Genomic DNA, 19,774 nt, shown 5'->3' on the forward strand with positions numbered 1-19,774 from the left:
ACAGGGGGCAATGGCAGTCGAGCATGGTTCGTCGTCACATTGTCCTGTGCGCCTGCATTTGGCACACTGCGCGGCTACTTTTTCAAGGATCGATGCCGTGCAGGAAATGATTCTGCCGTTGAAGCGCTACGCCCAGTTCGAGGGCCGCGCCAACCGCCGCGAGTACTGGATGTACCAGCTGTTCCTGTTCCTGGTCGCAACCGCGGTGATGCTGCTCGCCGGTGTGCTGGCGATCCTCCAGCGCAACAGTCCCGATGCACTGGCCGGCATCCTGTTCGGCATGATAGTGCTGCTGGGCGTGATGTGGCTGGCCACGATCGTGCCGCTGATTGCCGTGACCGTGCGCCGCCTGCATGACTGCAACCAGTCGGGTTGGCTGTTCCTGCTGGCCTTGGTGCCGGGCGGTGGGATCGTGATCATGATCTTCTCGCTGCTGCCGGGCACGCCGCAGGAGAACGTGTACGGTCCGGTTCCCGCGGGGCCGTGAGGCTGCGGGAGTCGAGCATGGCTCGACTCTACAGAAGCGGGGGGGGGGGGCGAAGCCGGCGTGATGCCGGCTTCGTCATTTGCAAGGGGGTGTCGGTTGCGCGAGGCAGGATACCGGAGGGGGCTGACGGCCTATGCAGCGCGTGCCGTGATGGGCAAGCCCAGCAGGCTGTCGTGGATGATGCCCCATTCCGGGTATTGGCTATCGTGCAGCTTGACGTCAACAAAGCCGGCTTCCCCCAGCAATCGCACCAGGTGAGGATACGAATAGATCCTCAGTTCCAAAGTTGAGCCGTCACCACCATGGAAGGACAGGTCAGAGAATCGTTGCTCCCTGCCATCGCTGGTGATGTTGACAAGAACCCGATCCGCACCTTTGCCCTCGATCCGGTAGTCGTTGAGCTCAGGGAAGTGCTCAATCGTGACCTCGTGAAATCCATAGGGAACGGTGAGCACAAGCAGCCCGCCCGGCTTCAGCAATGCACGCAGGTTTCCGAGCGTGCGCTCGCAGGGCCCATCCACGTGTTCCAGCACATCTGAGCTGACAACAAAGTCATATTTTCCCAGGTAGTGTGCGGCTGGGTGACGGATGTCCAGCATGGGGCGCTTGTGGAAGTAGGTATTGATGTAATCGAACTTGCGCCGCAGGGCATTAGTGTAGATATGGGCGTCGGTCATGCCGATTCCCTTGATCTGTCCGCGCCTGGGGATCCGCTCAAGCACGCGGATCTCCCGCGCTTGGTCCATCTCCGACTGCAGGGCTGCCATGAGGGCACGGAAGCGCAGAGTGGATCCGCAGCCAATACAGCTGCGGGTTTCCCTTTCGGCGATGGCCTCGCGGGATGCTCGCAGGCGGAAACCGCAGATGTTGCACGCGGGCCTCTCGGTGGTCGGTATGCTCACGGGGAAGACGTGTGGGCGAATCGTGTCGAGCCCTTTTCGGGCAAGGCTGCGGCAAATGGCGTACACGCTATGACAGTCCCTGTTCTTGTTGATACCGCCTAGCTTGCCGTATGGCCGTGGCGCGAATCCAGCCTGCCCATTGCCTCGTTTCGTTGTTGGGGGACTTAGAGATTGAGAACGGGGAAAAAACGGGATGAAACGGGATGAAATGGGACGAAAGCCCCGCGCGGCAAGCGTTTCACCCGCCGAGTGACATCTACTGATAGATAGAGCTCGGTTTGCGAAACCAGCCCCATCTGACCCGATTGGACACCAGAAATGCAAAACGGCCGCCATCACTGGCGGCCGTTTGATTTGTGTTTAAAGGGGCTTCAACGGGCTGGCGGTCCATCGGGCGGATCGCAGATGTTCTGCAGGCAATCCTCCAGGCCCTTGAGCCTGACCAGCACCTGGTCGAGCTGCTCCTGGCTCAGATATTTGAGGGAAGGAACGCCGAGGCGGAGCAGATCCCGTTCCACTTCCCGCTGCCAACCGTAGCGGGCGGCGAGATCCTGGATCTCATAGCGCGCGCGAGCGCGACGCAGATGCACTGGCATTGCCAGCACGGGGTCCGAAAGCCTTGTTTCCCAATGATTCCGAGGGATCGCGTCCCGCAGAATCGCCCTCAATCTACCTACCAGTTGCCGCTGTTCCTGCATCCTTTGCCCCTGTAACGATCATCCCGACTGTCTGCCGGGCAAACGGCCTTACGTCCGCTTCCGGCAGTCCCTTTTCCAGCAGCTGAGCCAGCAGAACAAGCGCCTCGCCATACTGGGCCGGGGCCAGTGCAGCATCCGCGTCATCAAGCGCCTCCTGGAGCAGTTGCGCGGCGATCTTCACAGACGACTGGCTCACCACCTGAGACTGCCGCAAGTCATTGTTTTGACGCGAAATCGTGCCGGAATCCAGGCGTTCATCGCCCGAGCCTGTCAGGAGCCAATTGGCGTTCCAGCCGCGCCGGACAAGTGCGCCCAGCCCATCCGACCCGATCTCTCTGACGCCCCGCTCCCAGCGGCTGTACGTGGTCTTTGACACCCCCAACGCATGCGCCATTTCCGCCTGGGTCATCTGCGCCCGAACGGAAACGAGTCGCGCGCCAATTTGCGCCCATTCGGACTTCGCACTTTCATCGGGTGAAGCGCGAAAGGCTGCGGACGTGTCATTCATGGTTTCGCACTTCCCGTAAGTGTCTGTTTGTAAAGCTAAAAATCATTACGTTTTCCGTATGGGCGCAAAAAGGGAAGTGCGAAGTCCGATTGGACGTTGACACGCGTCCATTTGGACGTATGATCTGCGCCGTAGACATCACTCAACGGACAGATACGAAGTGTCAGCAACGACTACCCCGAGAAAAGCCAGTCCCGCCAAGGACTGGCATCCCGCCGATGTCGTAGCGGCGCTGCATCGCAAGGAAATCTCCCTGCGGCAGCTCGCACTACTGAACGGCTACACCAACGCTAACAGCCTCAATACAGCACTCCGCCGGCCGTACCCGCAGGCGGAGGCGCTGATCGCCGAGGCCCTTGGAAAGAAGCCCCAGGCCATCTGGCCCACCCGATACGACGCCGACGGTAAGCCGAACCGTGGCTCAGGAGGCCGCAAACCGCTGCTGCCCCCCGATGCAAAGCCTAGCAGCCTGCGGACAGGCCGCAATCCACAAATTGGCGCCCCGCAATGAACAGCGCCTCTATCTACCGCTTCCCCCCGGCGCACAGGCGCCCCCACCGAGCAGGAGACGCAAGGATGAATCGTCAGCCCAGCCAGCCCTATGACTTCTTCTTGACCCCACGCCCCTCGGCGCCGGTCAACGGCACCATGGATTACCGCAAGTCCGTCAGCATGCTGGTCGGCCAGATGCTGGAGGCCGCGCACGCTGCTGGCCTGGACCGGCACGAAGTGGCCGCACGCGCCAGTCGCCTGACTGGCCAGAACGTATCCAAGGCGATGCTCGACGGCTACACCGCGCCCAGCCGCGAGACGTTCAACATTCCGCTGTGGGTTGCGCCCGTGCTGGAAGTGATCTGCGGCGGGACGCTGCTCGCTGAGTGGCAGGCCCAGGTTATCGGTGGCCAGCTGCTGCTGGGCGCCGAAACCTTGGACGTTGAAATCGGCCGCGCCCACCGTGAGCGTGTCGTCGCAAGCCAGCGCCTGCGCCAGCTGCACCGCCTGAGCGTGAGGGCATCCTAATGGCGGACGGCAACATGTCCCCCCGTTCGATGCTGGACCTGGCCAGCTTGGCCAGCAGCCTGGGCAAGACCAAGCGAGCCGTCGAGATCCGCGCAAAGCGCGAAGGCTGGGCGTTTGAGGAAAAGGCCACTCGCGGTGGTCGTCGCCGACTGTATGCCGTTGATGCGCTACCGCCAGACGTACAGGCCGCAGCAGTCATCGCGGGTCAGGTCAGCGAGACGCCGCAGCGGGCCGTGGTGGTTCGCCAGGCCAACGTCGATTCCATCGCGTCCGCATGGAAGCGCTACGAGGCCGTCCCGCAGCATTTGAAGGACGAAGCCGCACGCCGCCTGCGCGCCCTGCAGGCCGTTGAGGCGCTGCAGGCTGCCGGCCATCCTCTGATGGCAGCGCGTCAGATCGTCGCCAGCCAGATGCAGCGCGACCAGGTCGGCGGCGTGAGCGTGGCCAGCCTGGGCCGCTGGGCCGCGCTGGTGGCCAAAGCCGAGAAGCAGCACCGCCTGGCGCTGTTGGTGCCGGCATACGCCGCGACCAAGGCCAAGGCCGAGATTCACGCCGAGGCCTGGGATCTGTTCAAGGCCGACTATCTGCGGGTAGAGGCTCCGAGTGCGCAAAGCTGCTATGACCGGCTGCAGCGCATCGCCGCCACCAAGGATTGGCCCGCACTTCCGTGCGCCAAGACGTTCACCCGCCGTGTTGAGGCAGAACTGCCGCGCGCCGTCCTGGTGATGGCTCGCGAAGGCCAGGAGCGATTCAATCAGACGTTCCCGGCCCAGGAGCGCGACCGCAGCGTGTTCCACGCGCTGGAGGCAGTGAACAGCGACGGCCACAAGTTCGACGTGTTCGCACGTTGGCCGGACGGCACGGTTGCACGCCCGATCATGGTGGGCGTCCAGGATCTCTACAGCGGCAAGCTGCTGGGCTACCGCATCGCCGAAACCGAGTCGTCGGACCTTGCGCGCTTCGCGTTCCGTGACGTGATCGAGCGCTATGGCATTCCCGGCAAGGTCTGGCTGGACAACGGTCGCGGCTTCGCGTCCAAGATGCTGACCGGCGGCACCGCGAATCGCTTCCGATTCAAGGTGAAAGAAGACGATCCGACCGGCCTGCTGACGGCAATGGGCTGCGAGATCCACTGGGCGACGCCGTATCACGGCCAGGCCAAGCCCATCGAGCGCGCCTGGCGTGACCTGTGCGACCGCGTTGCCAAGCACCCGGCATTCGCTGGCGCCTACACGGGTAACAAGCCCGACGCAAAGCCCGAGAACTACGGCAGCAAGGCCATTCCGCTGGATGAGTTCGTGCGTGTCCTGAATGAGGAAATCGCGGCCCACAACGCTCGCGAGGGCCGGCGCACGCGCACCGCTGCAGGCCGGAGCTTTGATTCCGCCTTTGAGTCCAGCTATGCGCAGTCCACGATCCGCAAGGCATCGCCTGAGCAGTTGCGGGAAATGCTCCTGTCCACGGACGTGGTCACCTGTGACCGCCGTGATAGCAGCGTTCGCCTGTCCGGCAATCGGTACTGGAGCGACGCCATCGCCCCGTTTGCAGGTCAGAAGGTGATGCTTCGCTTTGATCCCGAGCATCTGCACCAGGCTGTGCATGCGTACACCTTGGCCAACGTCTACATCGGCCAGCTGGACTGCATCGCCGCCGTTGGCTTCGCCGATACAGGCGCCGCCCGCGAACACGCCAGGGCAAAGAAGCAATACCGCCAGGCAACACGTAAGCAGCTGGACGCGGAGCGCCGGATGGAAGCGGCCAGCGTGGCCAACCAGCTGCCGTCGCCGATGCCCGAATCGCTGCCGCCTGCAGGCGTGATCGCGCCGCTGTTCGGTCGTCGGCAGCCGCCGCGCGTACAGGAAGCCGAGCCTGCCGAACGGCTGCGAACCGGCACCGACGACAACGAAAGCGCGTTCGTGTCGCTGATGGATCGCATGCAGGCCAAGCAGCGCCGGAACAGCCTGTGGACCACGCCTGACGGGGAGGCCTGATGCAAAGCAACCCAGCCACCGGCTACCAGCGTCGGCAGGCCTACCTCCAGCGCATTCGCAATGAAGGTTCGCACCCACTTCGCCACCAGGCACAAGCCCGTTTCCGGTCCGGCGTAGACACCCGGACCAACCCGAAAGCGACAGCAGCAGGCGGTGGCATCGCCCGCCGCAGATCGAAGCTTGCCGCCCTCAAACGTCCGCCCCTTCCACCCGTTGCCCCGCTGCACCCGCACCAATCCAAGGAACCCAACACGATGAATCTGGCCGTCACCCCGATCACCCCCGAAGAACTGTCACCGGAGCAGCTCGCCGATCTGCGCGACCGTCTGCGTATCACCCTGGAAGAAGACAAGAACCTGAGCCAGGCCCGCTTGGCAAAGGAATCGGACATCAGCAGCGCCACGCTGTCGCAGTTCTTGGGCGGCACCTATGCGGGCAACCAGCAAAACGTGGCTCGCAAGCTGGCCGGTTGGCTCAATGTCCGCGATGAGCGCATCAGCAGCGGCAAGCTGCCCGAGGGCCCCGAGTTCGTCACCACGCCCACCAGCGAGAAGCTGCGCGCCGTGCTGCAGTACGCCCACATGGCTGGCGACATCGCAGTGATCGCTGGCGGTGCAGGCCTGGGCAAGACCGTCACGAACAAGCGCTATGCAGCCGTGAGCCCGAACGTCTGGCACGTCGAGTTGACCCCGGCCACGGGTGGCGTCCTTACCTGCCTGCAGGAAATTGCCGCAGTCATGGGCCTGCGCGACCTGGTCAACTCCGCCGCCTACATCCAGCGGGCCATCTTCCAGAAGGTGCGCAACACCAGCGGCCTGCTGATCTTGGATGAAGCACAGCATCTGACCGTGCAGGCGCTGGACATGGTCCGTGCCATCAACGATCAGACCAGCATCGGCCTTGTGCTGTGTGGCAATGATCGTGTCATCACGCAGATGACGGGCGGCAATCGCGCTCCGTTCCTTGATCGCCTGTATAGCCGGGTCGGCAAGCGACTGGTCATTCACAAGGTGGTCAAGGGTGACGCCGACGCGATCATTGACGCCTGGAACATCGCCGATGCCGGTTGCCGCGATCAGATCCGGCAGATCGCCGACCTTCCGGGCGCACTCCGCGTCCTGAACAAGGTATTGCGCCTTGCCTCGATCTACTCACAGGCGAAGAACGAGCGGATCTGCTGCGAGTCCATCCGCTACGCGGCCAAAGAACTGGGCGTGCTGGTGTGACCACGTCCATTTCTCATCTCACGGCCGACCTGGTGTCGGCTGTGGGCGGCATCGCCAGGCTGGCATCACCGGATGCACTTTCGGCGCGCTGCCTGATCGTCCAGCGCTGCTATGCGCTGGCCACCCCATTCGATTCGCTGACCATCGGCCAGTTGCTGCAGTGGAGCAATGAAGCCATCGCAAGCGCCGCTCAAACGGCACCAATCGACAACCAGGAGCGTCTCCCGTGACCACCACCGACAAGAACCGCACCGCCATCCAGCACCAGCTGACCGCCGCGCTGGAGGCCATCAATGCCCTGGCCGACAAGGGACTCACGGCTCGTTCCGTCTCGATCACTGGCGCTCGGCCCGTGATCGTGATCGACCGCCCGCGCGGCGATTCGCTGGTGGGCGCCCAGCACATCCGCGAGCGCAAGGGCCAGCTGGTGACCCGCACGAAGATGGCGACCCCATTCCACGGCTGCCAAGTGGAGTGGGACGTGTGCCAATCCACCCCCACCAGTGGGCTGCATTGAGCAAGACACCATGACGAAGCATGTTCCGTTTCCCAAGTCGCTGCAGCAGCTGCTGCAGCGAATCCTGGACGCAATCGACCAGGCAGGTGGCTGCATGACGCGCGTCCAGCTGGCCACCACCCTGCACGATGCGCGTCCGCTGGACATCGACGACACCCTGGAGGAGCTGATCGACCGCAACCAGGTCGAACGCCAAGGCAATGATCCGCAGATGCTCTGGCTGGTCCGTGGCTCCACGGGCACCGAGTTTGCTGCCGTGCCGGAGCCCACGCCGGCCGGTTGCGAGCGGTCACTGCACAACGCCCGAGCGCTCGCCGTGGATCGACGCCTGGAAGCCATTGCCCAGGACGTTCTGGACACGGCACTGGATGCCCGCGCTGCCGGGCTGCCAGCGCCCCTGGTGCGACTGCTGATGCAGTGCGATGGCGCCCTCAGCGAAGCCCGTAACCACCTCACCCCGTGATGAACAAGGAAATCTCACCCATGCAAGCGAACGCGATTCCCGAAGGCTACCGACAAGACGCCAAGGGGCACCTGGTCCCGGAACAGCACATCAAGGAGATCGACAAGCTGCGCGATGAGCTGGTGCAGGAGCTCGCTGAGCGCGCTCAGGATCTGCACAAGCGCATGGCCGACTTCAAGCGCCATGCCTTCAACAGCATTGCCGCGTTCGTGTCCCTCAGCGCAGAGCAGTACCGCGTCCACATCGGTGGCAAGAAGGGCAACGTCACGCTGGTGGCCTACGATGGCCGATACAAGGTGATCCGCCAATTCCAGGAGACGATCAAGTTTGACGAACGTCTGCTCGCTGCCAAGGCACTCATCGACCAGTGTTTGGCAGAGTGGACCGAAGGCGCACGCACCGAGATCCGCACCATCATCAACGATGCGTTCCGTGTCGATCAGCAGGGCAACATCCGCACCGGGCAGGTGCTGCAGCTGCGGCGCCTGGAGATTGACGATCCGCGCTGGCAGGAAGCCATGCGCGCCATCGGTGAAGCCGTCCAGGTCATGGGCAGTAAGTCCTACGTCCGCGTGTACCAGCGGGACAAGGATGGCGCCTATCAGCCCATCACCCTGGACCTGTCGGCGGTGGCACTGTGACCGCGCGCATTCCTGCCGACCTCGCCGAGCTGGCACTCGCCGTGGCCGATGCGACCGTGCGCGCCGACATCGAGCTGTTTGCCCGCCAGCAGGACATCGAAGGCCTGATGTTCTATGACCTGAGCTGTGCCGATGATCCACGTTCACCGGAGGCCATGGGCTACATCCAGCGGGCAGCCGCCTACATCGAGGCACGCGGCGACGTGTTTCCCTGGCGCCTGGTGCGCCACATCAGCGCCCCGACCCTCGTTTGCTTCCGCGATAAGGACCCTCGCGATGTCAGCGCATAAGAAATCACCACTGAGCAAAGAACAGTGGGCGCAAGTCGAGAAGGCACTTGCGACGCCCTACGGCGGTGACGTGGAACTGATCGCTGATGAACACCGGCTGGTGATCCAGGTCCAGCAGATCAAGACGCTGCGATACGCGGTTGTCGTGTTCGTTGATGGGAAGATAAAGCAGGAGTACATGCAGGAAAGCAGCCCCATCGGCGCCAAGTTCTACCGCCCCTCTAAAATCTGCATCTATAGCAGGGCTCAGCAAGCGCGGATGGTCAAGAGCCTGGGCAAGCGTCGCACTGCCGCTATGGTCAAGCAGGGAACGGGAACGTTCTACGATCCCGGCTGGCCTTCGGCAGCTGCCCTGCGCCGTCACCTCAACCGCACCTGCACAAGCATCGAGCTGATCCGCGCTGGATGGTCAGCACGGGTGCCGGAGGGTCACCTATGAAGCCTGCAACCGACCCGCTGCGCCGCGCGCAGATCGCCAAGATCAAGGTTGCGCAGAAGGAGCTCGGCATGGATGAAGCGGGTTATCGCGCGCTCTTGCAGCGCGTGACCGGCAAGCAGTCATCCACGCAGATGTCGCCGAGCGAGCGCGATGCGGTGCTGGCTGAGCTGACCCGGCTTGGCTGGAAGGCCAAGCCGGGCAAGCCTCACCCGGACCGCCCGAAGAACACCGACCAGGTGCCGATGCTGCGAAAGGTGGAGGCACTGCTGGCCAGCGCCAAACGTCCCTGGAGCTACGCGCACGCAATGTCAGTGCGCATGTTTCAGGTGGACCGCCTGGAGTTTCTCAAGCATGACCAGCTGCACAGCCTGATTGCTGCGCTACAGATCGACTGCAACCGGAGGGAAGGATGAGCAATACCGTAAGCGACGCCGAGCGGGAACAGGAGCGGGAGAAGGCCACAGGCGAAGCCCTGCGCGTAACCTTCGAGCGTATCAAGACGCTCCCGCCGACGCAGGTGATTCAGTATCTGACCAGCGTTGCGCTGGTCGGAATCGAACTGCTGCGCGCCAATGGACGAGAGGATGCGTATGTAAGGGAGTTTCTGGAGGGAGCCCTGACCGCCCTGGATGCCCCGCCCATCTTCACGTTGAAGGATCTGCGGACGCACCAATGAGAGCCACATGTCCCGATTGTGGCTGCCAGGGCCACATCAATGCGTTTCTCCTGGAGGAGGAAGGCAAGCGCCTGGCGGTTGCCGTGGCGGCAATGCCGCCCGAGCTTGGCCGAGCAGTGCTGGCCTATCTGGGCCTGTTCAAACCGGCCAAACAGGGCCTGCGAATGGGGCGCGCGGTGAAGCTCGCCCAGGAAGTGGCCGACCTGGTCGCCTCTGGCACGGTCTGCAAGGACGAACGCGGCGGCATCCGCCGCCCGGCGCAGGTTCGTCACTGGGTGGCAGGCATCGATCAAATGCTGGTGGCACGACCGAACCTGACCCTCCCGCTGGAGTCGCACGGCTACCTGCGCGCGGTCGTGTTCGGCTTGGCCGACCAGGCCGATGCAGCCGCTGAGCGTGAACGAGAAGAACACGCCCGCGCAGGCCGGCACCTGGGCACCACGGCACGCGTCAATCCTGGTGCTGGCGAATCCAGGCTGGATCAGCGCTTGGCCTGGATCAGCCAGATGGTATCGCTGGGCCAGATGTCCGACGACGATGCCGAGCGCGAGCGCGCAGAGGCGCGCGAGAAGTACGGAGAACACTGATGATCGAGCAACGCGATTGGGTCGGAATACCGGACGCCGATGCAGCCGCCGAGCTGATCGCGGCCGCACCGCTGGATCTGACCGAAAAGCAATGGGAGGGCACCCTGGTCGCGTTGGTCGCGGTCATGGAAGCTGCGTTCCGTCGCGCCGGTCTGGATGAAGAACAGGCCACCAGGCTGGCCCTTGCCGGCATGCTGGCGCAAGCCGAGTATGCCGGGGGGCGCCAGATATACATCCCCCAGGGTATGCGCCTTCGCAATGCCCTGCGGGACGCGGAAATCTACCGCCGGGCCAAGCGAGGTAACATTGCGCAGCTGGTGACCGAGTATGGCCTTACTGAGGTTCGGGTCTACGAGATCATTCGTCAGCAACGCCAGCTGCACCTTGCCAGAGTGCAGCGGAATTTCGACTTCTAAGGAGCGGCAGCGTGATTAAGTGGATGGGTGCGGCGGCATTGGGCCTTGTTTTGGCTTCCGGCACGGCGTGTGGCAGCAAGGACAAGGCGCTGGTAGCTGAAGCTCAGGACGCGGTGAAGAAGCTACTGAAAGATCCAGGATCTGCGGAGTTTCGCAAAGTCTCTATTGTTCAGCTGCGCACGCCGGCCGGCCCAGCTCCCATCGTTTGCGGTGAATTCAATGCAAAGAATGGATTCGGCGGGTTTGCTGGATTCGAGCCCTTCGCCTGGCACCCGGACGGAACGCTGCTGACGAAGGCTGCGTTCCCCGGTACAGATGAGGTTACGCTTGACGGCGCAATTCAAGAACTTTGTGCGGGCAACCTGGTCAAGTAGCAGTTTCCCGGCTCTCATCCCTGACAAACGCCCCGCCTTGCGGGGCGTTTTCATTGAAGCACTTTAGTCCCTGTCCACTTTCGCGCGCGCGGAAGCTGTGTGCACCGGGGGACGGTCAACGTGCGCAGCACGGACGCACCCCGCTTACCCATACAGCGGAGTGCACATGGAACCCAACAATCGCCGTACCCGAGCCATCGCTTACCTTGGCTCGCTGTTCGACCGCATCGGCTATATCTGGCTGTGGCTGGCACTGAGCCTGTTCCTGCTGGCCAGCGTGGCCATCCTCAATCCCATCCTGGTGGCCTCCTACGCCTGGGCAGCTGCCAAGCTGACGATGGCAGCGGTGATCGGTCATGGCGTTGACCTCACCCTGTTCCGTGGAGCCGATCCCAGGTATCTCGATGGCATCGAGAAGTCCATGGCACAGACCCGGCGCGTGACGCTGATCGCTGCAGCCATGATCGCGGCAGGATTGATCGGATGACCTCGCACGGCCGCCCCGATCCCGGCCTGCGCCTGGCCATCGCGGTCTGTCTGGTGCTTGTGGCCATCGTGACGTGGGCCATCTGCGACAAGGCAGAAGCTGCACCCGCCCGCGCCACCGTCAAGGTTGCCCCCGCATCCGCCTTGTATCGACATCGCGTGGAACAGGCAGCGTCCCGTGCATGGGGCGTCAACGCGAGCTCGGCGCGCCTGGCCGCACAGTTGCACCAGGAGTCCGCGTTTCGGGCAGATGCGCGCTCCCCTGTGGGTGCCCAGGGGATCGCCCAGTTCATGCCGTCCACGGCGCGCTGGATCGCCACGATCTATCCGACGGACCTGGCGGGATTCGATCCCTGGAACCCGCAGCAGGCCATCCTGGCTGCCGCCCTCTATGACCGCTGGCTGTTCGACCGGGTCGCCGAGTACAGCCAGGGACGTATGAGCAGCTGCAGCCGGTGGGCCTTTACGTTCCGCGCGTACAACGGCGGTGAAAAGGCGCTCAACCGCGAGCGAGCGCTGGCGTATACCAAGGGAGCGGATGCAAACGACTGGCGGGCTGTCGAGCCGTACCGCGCCCGAGCAGAGTGGGCGCACAGAGAGAACACCGGCTACCCGAAACGAATCCTGCTGACACTGGAGCCGGCATATCTCGCGGCCGGTTGGACGGGGGTGGCCACATGCCCCTGATCGCAGACCCAACCCGCCCCTATCGCTATCTCTCGTTGCTGTTGGTGCTGTGCCTGACCGTTGCCGCGTTGCTCGGCCTCGGGTTTGCGACGGGGCATCGCTGGGCAGCCGGATCGGCGGCCATCGAGCAGCGCGAGGGCCTGGAGCTGCAGCTGCGTCAACTGCAGCAGTCGGCCAAGACGCTGCAGACCCAATCGGCCCAGGCAACCGCCAATTACTACCGCGCAACCCAGCGCCTCAACCACATTGCCGAGCTCCAGGAGCTGGACCGTGAGAACCAACGTCAATTCAACCTGCAGCAGCAAGAGGCGCTCGCTGCGCTCCTGCGTAATCGCCCTGATCTGCGCACTGGTCACGCCGGGGCTGATGTCCTGCAGCACTGGAACCGCAGTAACGCAGGCGCCGCTCCCCCAGCCGCCCGCCCCGCCGATGCCAGCAGCGCTCAAGGCCGAGTGCCCGGAGCTGCCGGCAGCCAAGGACGATCTCTGGGAAACCCTGCTGGGGAATCACGACCAGGTCGCGGCGCTGTACCACGACTGCCGCAACCAGCAGCGAAGGCTGACGCAGGCAGTGTCGGACTGGGAGGCGACCGCCTGGGGCTGGTACTGCACAGCGATCACCCAGCTGCAGCTGCCCGTGGAGGCCTGTGCCCGTGAAGGCGGAACCCACGATCAAGGTCACTGACCTGACCCGCTTGCGGAACGAGTACGAGCAGATGGCTCGCGATGCCGAAAGCGGCAGCAGGCAGCCAGGCAACGCAGGGCTCATCAACCGAGGGCGCGTGGCCACGCTTCGTGCCGTGGCGGTGGACCTGACTGAAATCATCCAAGGCAAGAGGCACCCGAGTGGCAGACGACGCTGACCAGGCCGACGTAGTAACCGAACGCGCCTGGGACCGTTTCAGGCACAGCCGCGCGCAGTTCAACCCTCAACCAACGCCCAAGCCGATGCGCGATACCGAATGCCAGGAGTGCGGCGCCATCGTCCCAGTCGGTCGCCTGCAGGCAGTGCCAGGCACCCGCCATTGCACCGCCTGCGCAGGCGCGGGATTCCGCCCATGATCGCCGCCGCCGCATGGGACGCGTCCATCGTGATTGGGCTGTTGGTCCTGGTTGCTGGACTGGTCGCGCTCAACCTCCTAGTCGGTGTGGTGCTGTGGTGGCGCCACTCCGGCCTGGCTGATCGAGTCACGAAACTGGAGGTTCAGCACGCACACCACCTGACCCACAAGGAAACCGGCGAACTGTTTGACCGAATTGCCCGATTGGAGGGCATGGCAGCCGCCACCAATCGCATGCTCGAAACCGTCCAAGAACACCTCATGGAGAAAGACTGATGTCCCACAAGACCTTTGCGGAGCGCCACCGCGAGGACCGCCGCCTGGTGTTGCTGCGGCTGCTCTCGGAACAGAACGGCTACCGCGCCAACAGTTCGGTCCTGCATGCCGGCCTCAACGTCCTGGCCGTGGCCGCCAGCCGCGATGACGTGCTGACCGACCTGACCTGGCTGAGCGAGCAATCGCTGGTGCGCGTTGATGAGCCCGTGCCGGGCGTGATGGTTGCTGAGCTGAGCGCTCGCGGTCACGACGTTTCGCGCGGCATGGCCAGCGTGCCCGGTGTCAGCCGCCCCAGCCCCCGGTAACGACGATGAGCACCACACCGCGCCGTCGCGGCAAGTCCAGCATTCAGCGCCTGCCCGCAGAACAACGCACGTTCATCGAGAAGCTGTTGCGCGAAGATCGCCTCACGCTGGCCGAGATGATCGAGACACTGCAACAGCAATTCCCTGGACAGCCTGCGGCCGACATCTCGCGCTCCGCCCTGCATCGCTATGGTGCGGGGTTTGCTGAGCTGACGGCTCGCATGCGGGAGATTGAGGCAGTGTCCCAGGCTGTGGTGGGCGAACTGGGCGAAGGTGTGGGAGAGAAGGCCGGCGCGCTCCTCGGCCAAGCCATCACCACCCTGGCCACCAATGCGGCGCTGCGGGCTCACGAAAAGGAGGACGTGAGCATTGATGAGATCCGTAAACTGGCCCGCGCTGCCAAGGACGCCATGGACACCCAGCGGGTGAGCGTCAATGTGCGGCGCGCCATCATGCAGGAAGCGCGCGATGCCATGGTGCGCGAGCAAGCCGCCAAGCTGGAGAAGGTCGTCAAGAGCGGCGGGCTGTCCGCCGCTGCCGCCGCCGACATTCGCTCTCAGATCCTGGGAATCCGCACCGAATGAATGAGAACGCACGCCAGCTTGTTCCGAACACTGCCGCCGCCGACGTGCCTGCGGCACTGATGCCGTATCAGCAGCGCTGGATCGCCGATCCCGCCAACCTCAAGGTTATGGAAAAGGGACGCCGTACCGGCATCACCTGGGCGGAGGCTGCTGACGACGTGCTGATTGCCGCCAGTGCAAAGGGTGCGGGTGGTCAGAACGTGTACTACCTCGGCACCGACAAGGAAATGACCGAGGAGTACATCCAGGCCTGCGCCATGTGGGCCAAGGCCTTCAACTATGCGGCCGGGCTGGTGGAGGAAGGCTTTTGGGATGAGGAGGAGGATGACAAGCACATCAAGACCTTCACCATTCGCTTTCCTGAAAGTGGCTTCAAAATCACGGCGCTGGCCAGCCGGCCGCGCAAGCTGCGTGGTCGTCAGGGCGTACTGGTGGGCGACGAAGCCGCATTCGTTGATGACCTGCAGGAGCTGCTCAAGGCGGCAGTTGCCTTCCTGGTGTGGGGCGGAAAGGTTCGCCTCATCTCCACCCACGACGGCCATGACAACGCATTCAACGAGCTGATCGAGGAGATCCGCGCGGGTGGCCGTCGCGGGTCGATCCACCGCGTGCCTTTCCGTGAGGCGGTCGAGGAAGGACTTTACCGGCGTGTCTGCATGCGTCTGGGCAAGACCTGGTCACAGGAAGCCGAGGAGGAGTTTATCGCCGAGGTGTACGGCACCTATGGCGATGCCGCCGCCGAGGAGCTGGACTGCATTCCGTCACAGGGCAGTGGCGCATGGCTCAGTGCCGCGTTGATCGAGGCGCGCATGACCGATGCCCCGGTGTTGCGCTACACCTGCCCAATCGGCTTTGAGCAGGAAAGCGACCACGTCCGATGGGAGGCAGTGCAGACGTGGCTGGATGACGAAGTTGGACCACATCTGGACAAGCTGGACCCTGAGCTGCAGAGCGTCTACGGGCAGGATTTCGGCCGGACAGGCGATCTCACTGTGATGATGCCTGCACAGATCACGCAGACGCTGGTGCGCAAAGTGCCGTTCATTCTTGAACTGCGCAACATGCCGCACCGGCAGCAGGAACAGGTAGCCAAGTTCGTTATCCACCGTTTGCCCAGATTCGTCAAAGCTGCAGTGGATGCTCGGGGCAATGGCAGCGCCGTCTCTGAGTTCCTCGCCCAGGAGTTCGGCTACAGCCGGGTGGCGCTGGTCATGGCCACTGAGGGCTGGTATCGAGAGCACATGCCACCAGTCAAGAAGGCATTTGAGGACAACACCATTTCCCTGCCGCGTGACAAGGACACGATGGCAGACCTTCGCGTGGTGCGAGTCATCAAGGGCGTGGCCAGGGTGCCCGAGCGGACCACTGGGCGCGATGGAGGCCAGCGCCATGGCGACTCGGCTATCGCGGTTGCCCTCATGTACTACGCCAGTCGCCATCCAGGTGCCGAGATGGACTGGACCCCTGTGCCGCGCTCAGTGCGCGGCTTTGATTCCGTGGCGAGCCACGGGCACGAGCGTCCCGAGGACGACGAATTCAATCTGCCGGAACCGCAAGCATGGTGACCCAAACCCGCATTCTTGGCCCTGATGGCAAGCCCTTCACCGTGGCCGACCTGGCACAGCCTCAGACCGCGCACGCGAATTCGCTGCAGCGCGAGTTCCAGGGGCATCCCTCGCGCGGCCTCACGCCCAGCCGGCTGGCCTCAATCCTCCTGGCGGCCGAACAAGGCGATTTGATCCGCCAATACGAGCTGTTTGAAGACATCGAGGAGCGCGACGCCCACGTTTTCTCGGAGATGTCCAAGCGCCGCCGCGCCGTCTCGGGGCTGCCGTTCAAGATCAGCGCACCGCCCAACCCCAGTGCGGCCGAGAAGAAGGCGGCCGAGCAGCTGCAGGCGATGGTGCTTGCTATCGATGACTTCGATGGCATCGTGTTCGATACCACCGACGCCATCGGCAAGGGTTTCGCCAACCTGGAAATCGAATGGGACCGCAGCGCCCAGGAGTGGCTGCCGAAATCCATCACCCATCGGCCGCAGTCCTGGTTCCAGCTGCACCGCGGCTATCGCCAGGAGATCCGTCTACGCAACGGAACCGGCGAGGGCGAACCGTTGCGCCAGTTCGGCTGGATCACCCACACCCACAAGGCCAAGAGCGGCTATCTGGAGCGCGCCGCGCTGTTCCGCGTGCTGGTGTGGCCATACCTGTTCAAGAACTACGCCGTCGGCGACCTGGCCGAGTTCCTGGAGGTCTACGGCATCCCGATGCGGATCGGCAAGTACCCGCCAGGAGCGTCCGACCGCGAGAAAATGTCACTGCTGCGCGCGTTGATGGAAATCGGCCACAACGCGGCGGGCATCATCCCCGAGGGGATGAGCATGGACTTCCCCGCTGTCGCCGAGGGTGATCCCAAGGCTTTTGAGCTGATGATGAACTGGTGCGAGCGCAGCCAGAGCAAGGCCATCCTGGGCGGCACGCTGACCAGTCAGGCCGACGGCAAAAGCAGCACCAATGCGCTGGGCAACGTGCACAACGAAGTGCGCAAGGAAATCAAGGATGCCGATGCTGGCCAGTTGGCCAGCACGCTGTCCCGTGACCTGATTTACCCGTTGGCGGTCCTCAACGGGCTGGTGCGACCAGGTGACTACCGCCGTTGCCCGCGCCTGGTGTTCGACCTGGCCGAGATCAAGGACATCGGCACCTATGCCACAGCGCTGCCCGCGATGGTCGCCATGGGCATGCAGATCCCCCGCGCTTGGGCACACACCGAACTGGGCATCCCCGAAGCCGGCGAGGATGAGCCGATGCTGGGGCAAGCTCCCGCAGTAACGGATCAGGTGGCGTTGAGCAGTGTGCGGACTACAGCAACGGCCGCCCAGCCCGTCTCGGTGTCGTCACGCGACCGCGAGGACCAGTTGGCGCGGCTGGTGGCCAACGAGCTCGACCCTGTGGTGGCCGAGTGGGTGGGCGCGATCCGCGAGTTGGTGGATGGCGCACAGGATCTGGAGCAGATCCGCGATGGCCTGCTGGCCCTGCTGCCCAACCTGAGCGTGGCGCAGTTCGGCCAGGCCATGCAGCACGCCCTGGCTATTGCCGGTGCAGCGGGTATGCTCGATGCCCTGGACGAAAGCCGTGGCTGAGATCCGGGGCAACTTCGGGAGCATGCCCGAGGCGGAGCGCTACTTTCGCGGGAAGGTGAACCTTCCGACGCGGCGGTGGGATGACCTGATGCACGGGCAACACGCTCGGGCGTTTGTCGTTGCCGGCGCCACCCGCGATGCGCTGTTGACCGATCTGCGCGAAGCGGTGGATGCAGCCATTACCCAGGGCGAAACGCTGGAGGATTTCCGCGCTCGCTTCCAGGACATCGTCCAGCGCAACGGATGGCATGGCTGGACCGGCGAAGGTAGCCCAGGCGGGCAAGCCTGGCGCACGGCGACCATCTATCACACCAACCTGCGAACGGCGTACCAGGCCGGCCGCTGGGAGACGCTCAAGAATTTCCCCTTCCTGCGGTACAAACACAACACCGTGCGCAACCCGCGCGAGCAGCACAAGGCATGGGATGGCGTCATCCTGCCGTCCGACCATCCCTGGTGGGACACCCACTACACGCCCAATGGCTGGGGCTGTCGCTGCACGGTGCTGGGGGTATCAGCCGCCAAGATGAAGGCCATGGGCTGGAAGGTCAGCGAGCCGCCAGCGCCCATCCAGGGCGACCCGCCACCGGAGTGGGCCTATCACGTCGGTCACGCCGCCAGCGGCCGCCACATCGCCGACAGCACGCTTGCCAAGGATGCAGCGGCCAAGTGGTCGGAGGTGCCAGGGCGAAGCGCCGAGGACTACGGGCGTCCCGCTCAGGTTCCGCTGGACGCTGCGATTGCGCGGCCGCTGCCCACGGGTATTCGTGATCCTCAACAGGTGCGTCAGGCCTGGCAGGAGCTGTACGGCCGCACTGCCACGCTCACCGATCCATCCGGGGCCGAGGTTTTGCTTACTGACCAGGTCATTGAGCACTGGCTGGAGAAGCCGTCACGCCTGGATGGTCGGGAGAAGTATCTGCCGCTGCTGGCCGAGACGATCCAGAGCCCGTTTGAGGTATGGGCCAACTTCGCCCGCAACGAGGCTGGCCAGCTCGGCCTGCGCCGCTACTACGTCAAGCGGATCGAAGTCACCGAGTCCGAAGGCGGCGCGCAGAAGCGCTACGCCCTGACAGTGATTGCCGAGGTGCTGCCAGGCGGAGTGTGGGGATCGTTCGACTTCTTCCGTGGCAGCAAGGCTCAGCCGCGTTCGCGGCAGGGGCTGTTGGTATGGGGACGGTCGGAGGAATGAGCCTTTGCCTACAGACGCGCCAGTCCGCTCTGCGGCGCTTCCTGCAGGGCCTCGGGGGCTGGCCCACCCTGTGGAAGGATTGCGGCCGAGCCGCTACGCCGGGGGCGGCTTGGCCCCGGCCCGTTTGCGGAGAATACCATGGCCAATGAACCCCTGATTCTCACTATCGATGCGCGGCAGGCCGAACAGTGGTTTGCCCGTCTCCTGGAGCGCAGCGTCAACCTGTCAGGCCTGATGGCCCAGGTTGGCGAGGATCTGACTGAAAGCACCCAGGCCCGATTCGATACCGGCATTGGACCGGACGGCGTTGCCTGGCAGCCGCTGGCCGATGGATCGGGCCGGACCCCGCTCAACGATACCCGCCGCACCCGTGACGGCATCCACCCGTTGTCGGGCGCTGACTGGGTGGAGATCCGCTCCGATTCCAAGCAGGCGCGCTGGCACCAGGAAGGCACCAAGCCATACGAGATCCGAGCAAAGAACGGAAAGGCGCTTTACTGGCCCGGCATGCAGACGCGCTCAGGAAAGGATGGCCAGGACGGACCCGCGTTCGTGGCCAAGGTGAATCATCCTGGATTGCCGGCGCGTCCCTTCATGGGCTTGAGCGCCGAGGATGAGCAGAGCATCGAACGCCTGGCCGTCGCCTGGCTGGAACTGGACGCGGACCCCGCTGGATTGACCCCCGCCTAAAACGGCCTGTACGGCCCGTGGAGGCCCCCTGGGCGCGGCCACCGTCCATGGCCCACCCCAAACGGGCAGAGGCGGTCGATTTAAACGCCTTTCAAACGCCATTGAAGGCGGCTGTTC

30 protein-coding genes are annotated in these 19,774 nt (G+C 64.0%); 27 read left to right on the forward strand and 3 right to left on the reverse strand.

The window, feature by feature from the left end:
- The first annotated feature begins 97 nt into the window (after positions 1–97).
- Positions 98–487, forward strand: coding sequence for a DUF805 domain-containing protein (locus ACZLHH_RS11220; RefSeq protein WP_149909321.1), 390 nt, complete (start codon positions 98–100; stop codon positions 485–487).
- 131 nt (positions 488–618) lie between these two features.
- On the opposite strand, the gene ACZLHH_RS11225 is transcribed toward ACZLHH_RS11220, so the two are convergent.
- From ACZLHH_RS11225 to ACZLHH_RS11235, 3 genes are all read right to left on the reverse strand, one after another.
- Positions 619–1,389: a class I SAM-dependent methyltransferase gene (locus tag ACZLHH_RS11225; RefSeq protein ID WP_180844207.1), complete on the reverse strand. Its 771-nt coding sequence runs from the start codon at positions 1,387–1,389 to the stop codon at positions 619–621.
- A gap of 371 nt (positions 1,390–1,760) precedes the next feature.
- Positions 1,761–1,985 carry a hypothetical protein gene (locus tag ACZLHH_RS11230; protein ID WP_152906275.1) on the reverse strand — a complete coding sequence of 75 codons (225 nt, stop codon included), beginning with the start codon at positions 1,983–1,985 and terminating at the stop codon, positions 1,761–1,763.
- A 73-nt stretch (positions 1,986–2,058) separates the two neighbouring features.
- Positions 2,059–2,595 carry a helix-turn-helix domain-containing protein gene (locus ACZLHH_RS11235; protein WP_180844208.1) on the reverse strand — a complete coding sequence of 179 codons (537 nt, stop codon included), beginning with the start codon at positions 2,593–2,595 and terminating at the stop codon, positions 2,059–2,061.
- Between the two features lie 160 nt (positions 2,596–2,755).
- Here ACZLHH_RS11235 and ACZLHH_RS11240 point away from each other — a divergent pair, with 160 nt between their 5' ends.
- The 26 genes from ACZLHH_RS11240 (at position 2,756) to ACZLHH_RS11365 (ending at position 19,657) form a co-directional block, all read left to right on the forward strand.
- A complete protein-coding gene (locus ACZLHH_RS11240) occupies positions 2,756–3,106 on the forward strand; it encodes a helix-turn-helix domain-containing protein (RefSeq protein WP_180837778.1) in 351 nt (116 codons plus the stop codon).
- 65 nt (positions 3,107–3,171) lie between these two features.
- A complete protein-coding gene (locus tag ACZLHH_RS11245; protein WP_049436648.1) occupies positions 3,172–3,615 on the forward strand; it encodes a hypothetical protein in 444 nt (147 codons plus the stop codon).
- Positions 3,616–3,629: 14 nt separating this feature from the next.
- The gene (locus tag ACZLHH_RS11250) at positions 3,630–5,606 is read left to right on the forward strand and encodes a transposase domain-containing protein (protein WP_180844209.1); all 1,977 of its coding nucleotides are present in this window, start codon (positions 3,630–3,632) and stop codon (positions 5,604–5,606) included.
- A gap of 254 nt (positions 5,607–5,860) precedes the next feature.
- Entirely contained in the window at positions 5,861–6,832 is a 972-nt protein-coding gene (locus ACZLHH_RS11255; protein WP_180844210.1) for an AAA family ATPase, read from the forward strand.
- Positions 6,833–6,873: 41 nt separating this feature from the next.
- Positions 6,874–7,062, forward strand: coding sequence for a hypothetical protein (locus ACZLHH_RS11260; protein ID WP_180844211.1), 189 nt, complete (start codon positions 6,874–6,876; stop codon positions 7,060–7,062).
- Complete coding sequence (locus ACZLHH_RS11265; RefSeq protein ID WP_049436652.1) at positions 7,059–7,349, forward strand: hypothetical protein; 291 nt, start codon at positions 7,059–7,061, stop codon at positions 7,347–7,349. Before ACZLHH_RS11260 ends, ACZLHH_RS11265 begins: the two co-directional genes overlap by 4 nt.
- Positions 7,350–7,359: 10 nt before the next feature.
- On the forward strand, positions 7,360–7,812 hold the full coding sequence (locus tag ACZLHH_RS11270) for a hypothetical protein (protein WP_180844212.1): 453 nt from the start codon (positions 7,360–7,362) through the stop codon (positions 7,810–7,812).
- A gap of 20 nt (positions 7,813–7,832) precedes the next feature.
- A complete protein-coding gene (locus ACZLHH_RS11275) occupies positions 7,833–8,453 on the forward strand; it encodes a DUF3164 family protein (RefSeq protein ID WP_128987855.1) in 621 nt (206 codons plus the stop codon).
- The gene (locus tag ACZLHH_RS11280) at positions 8,450–8,743 is read left to right on the forward strand and encodes a hypothetical protein (protein ID WP_154263160.1); all 294 of its coding nucleotides are present in this window, start codon (positions 8,450–8,452) and stop codon (positions 8,741–8,743) included. Before ACZLHH_RS11275 ends, ACZLHH_RS11280 begins: the two co-directional genes overlap by 4 nt.
- Positions 8,730–9,182, forward strand: a complete 453-nt coding sequence (locus ACZLHH_RS11285; protein WP_154263159.1) for a hypothetical protein — start codon at positions 8,730–8,732, stop codon at positions 9,180–9,182. The genes ACZLHH_RS11280 and ACZLHH_RS11285 overlap by 14 nt, the downstream gene beginning before the upstream one ends.
- Positions 9,179–9,595 (forward strand): gp16 family protein, encoded by a 417-nt coding sequence (locus ACZLHH_RS11290; protein WP_197572984.1) that lies wholly within the window; start codon positions 9,179–9,181, stop codon positions 9,593–9,595. The genes ACZLHH_RS11285 and ACZLHH_RS11290 overlap by 4 nt, the downstream gene beginning before the upstream one ends.
- The gene (locus ACZLHH_RS11295; protein ID WP_180844214.1) at positions 9,592–9,858 is read left to right on the forward strand and encodes a hypothetical protein; all 267 of its coding nucleotides are present in this window, start codon (positions 9,592–9,594) and stop codon (positions 9,856–9,858) included. Before ACZLHH_RS11290 ends, ACZLHH_RS11295 begins: the two co-directional genes overlap by 4 nt.
- A complete protein-coding gene (locus ACZLHH_RS11300) occupies positions 9,855–10,445 on the forward strand; it encodes a hypothetical protein (protein WP_180844215.1) in 591 nt (196 codons plus the stop codon). The genes ACZLHH_RS11295 and ACZLHH_RS11300 overlap by 4 nt, the downstream gene beginning before the upstream one ends.
- Positions 10,445–10,861, forward strand: a complete 417-nt coding sequence (locus ACZLHH_RS11305; protein ID WP_180844216.1) for a Mor transcription activator family protein — start codon at positions 10,445–10,447, stop codon at positions 10,859–10,861. Before ACZLHH_RS11300 ends, ACZLHH_RS11305 begins: the two co-directional genes overlap by 1 nt.
- A gap of 11 nt (positions 10,862–10,872) precedes the next feature.
- Entirely contained in the window at positions 10,873–11,235 is a 363-nt protein-coding gene (locus ACZLHH_RS11310) for a hypothetical protein (RefSeq protein WP_154263155.1), read from the forward strand.
- Between the two features lie 166 nt (positions 11,236–11,401).
- Positions 11,402–11,722 (forward strand): hypothetical protein, encoded by a 321-nt coding sequence (locus tag ACZLHH_RS11315; RefSeq protein ID WP_049436660.1) that lies wholly within the window; start codon positions 11,402–11,404, stop codon positions 11,720–11,722.
- Entirely contained in the window at positions 11,719–12,408 is a 690-nt protein-coding gene (locus ACZLHH_RS11320; protein WP_180844217.1) for a transglycosylase SLT domain-containing protein, read from the forward strand. Before ACZLHH_RS11315 ends, ACZLHH_RS11320 begins: the two co-directional genes overlap by 4 nt.
- A 270-nt stretch (positions 12,409–12,678) precedes the next feature.
- Positions 12,679–13,092 carry a hypothetical protein gene (locus ACZLHH_RS11325; protein ID WP_180844218.1) on the forward strand — a complete coding sequence of 138 codons (414 nt, stop codon included), beginning with the start codon at positions 12,679–12,681 and terminating at the stop codon, positions 13,090–13,092.
- A gap of 263 nt (positions 13,093–13,355) precedes the next feature.
- Complete coding sequence (locus ACZLHH_RS11330) at positions 13,356–13,469, forward strand: TraR/DksA C4-type zinc finger protein (RefSeq protein WP_429000435.1); 114 nt, start codon at positions 13,356–13,358, stop codon at positions 13,467–13,469.
- The gene (locus ACZLHH_RS11335) at positions 13,466–13,744 is read left to right on the forward strand and encodes a hypothetical protein (protein WP_049436662.1); all 279 of its coding nucleotides are present in this window, start codon (positions 13,466–13,468) and stop codon (positions 13,742–13,744) included. The genes ACZLHH_RS11330 and ACZLHH_RS11335 overlap by 4 nt, the downstream gene beginning before the upstream one ends.
- Positions 13,744–14,049 (forward strand): VpaChn25_0724 family phage protein, encoded by a 306-nt coding sequence (locus ACZLHH_RS11340; protein WP_049436663.1) that lies wholly within the window; start codon positions 13,744–13,746, stop codon positions 14,047–14,049. Before ACZLHH_RS11335 ends, ACZLHH_RS11340 begins: the two co-directional genes overlap by 1 nt.
- A 5-nt stretch (positions 14,050–14,054) precedes the next feature.
- Positions 14,055–14,633, forward strand: a complete 579-nt coding sequence (locus tag ACZLHH_RS11345) for a phage protein Gp27 family protein (RefSeq protein WP_180844220.1) — start codon at positions 14,055–14,057, stop codon at positions 14,631–14,633.
- Positions 14,630–16,198, forward strand: a complete 1,569-nt coding sequence (locus tag ACZLHH_RS11350; protein ID WP_180844221.1) for a hypothetical protein — start codon at positions 14,630–14,632, stop codon at positions 16,196–16,198. Before ACZLHH_RS11345 ends, ACZLHH_RS11350 begins: the two co-directional genes overlap by 4 nt.
- A complete protein-coding gene (locus ACZLHH_RS11355) occupies positions 16,192–17,775 on the forward strand; it encodes a DUF935 domain-containing protein (protein WP_180844222.1) in 1,584 nt (527 codons plus the stop codon). The genes ACZLHH_RS11350 and ACZLHH_RS11355 overlap by 7 nt, the downstream gene beginning before the upstream one ends.
- Positions 17,768–18,967: a PBECR2 nuclease fold domain-containing protein gene (locus ACZLHH_RS11360; RefSeq protein WP_180844223.1), complete on the forward strand. Its 1,200-nt coding sequence runs from the start codon at positions 17,768–17,770 to the stop codon at positions 18,965–18,967. The genes ACZLHH_RS11355 and ACZLHH_RS11360 overlap by 8 nt, the downstream gene beginning before the upstream one ends.
- Before the next feature lie 138 nt (positions 18,968–19,105).
- On the forward strand, positions 19,106–19,657 hold the full coding sequence (locus ACZLHH_RS11365; protein WP_180844224.1) for a phage virion morphogenesis protein: 552 nt from the start codon (positions 19,106–19,108) through the stop codon (positions 19,655–19,657).
- Positions 19,658–19,774 lie beyond the last annotated feature (117 nt).

The sequence above is a fragment of the Stenotrophomonas sp. 28608_Sma genome, from assembly GCF_056486185.1.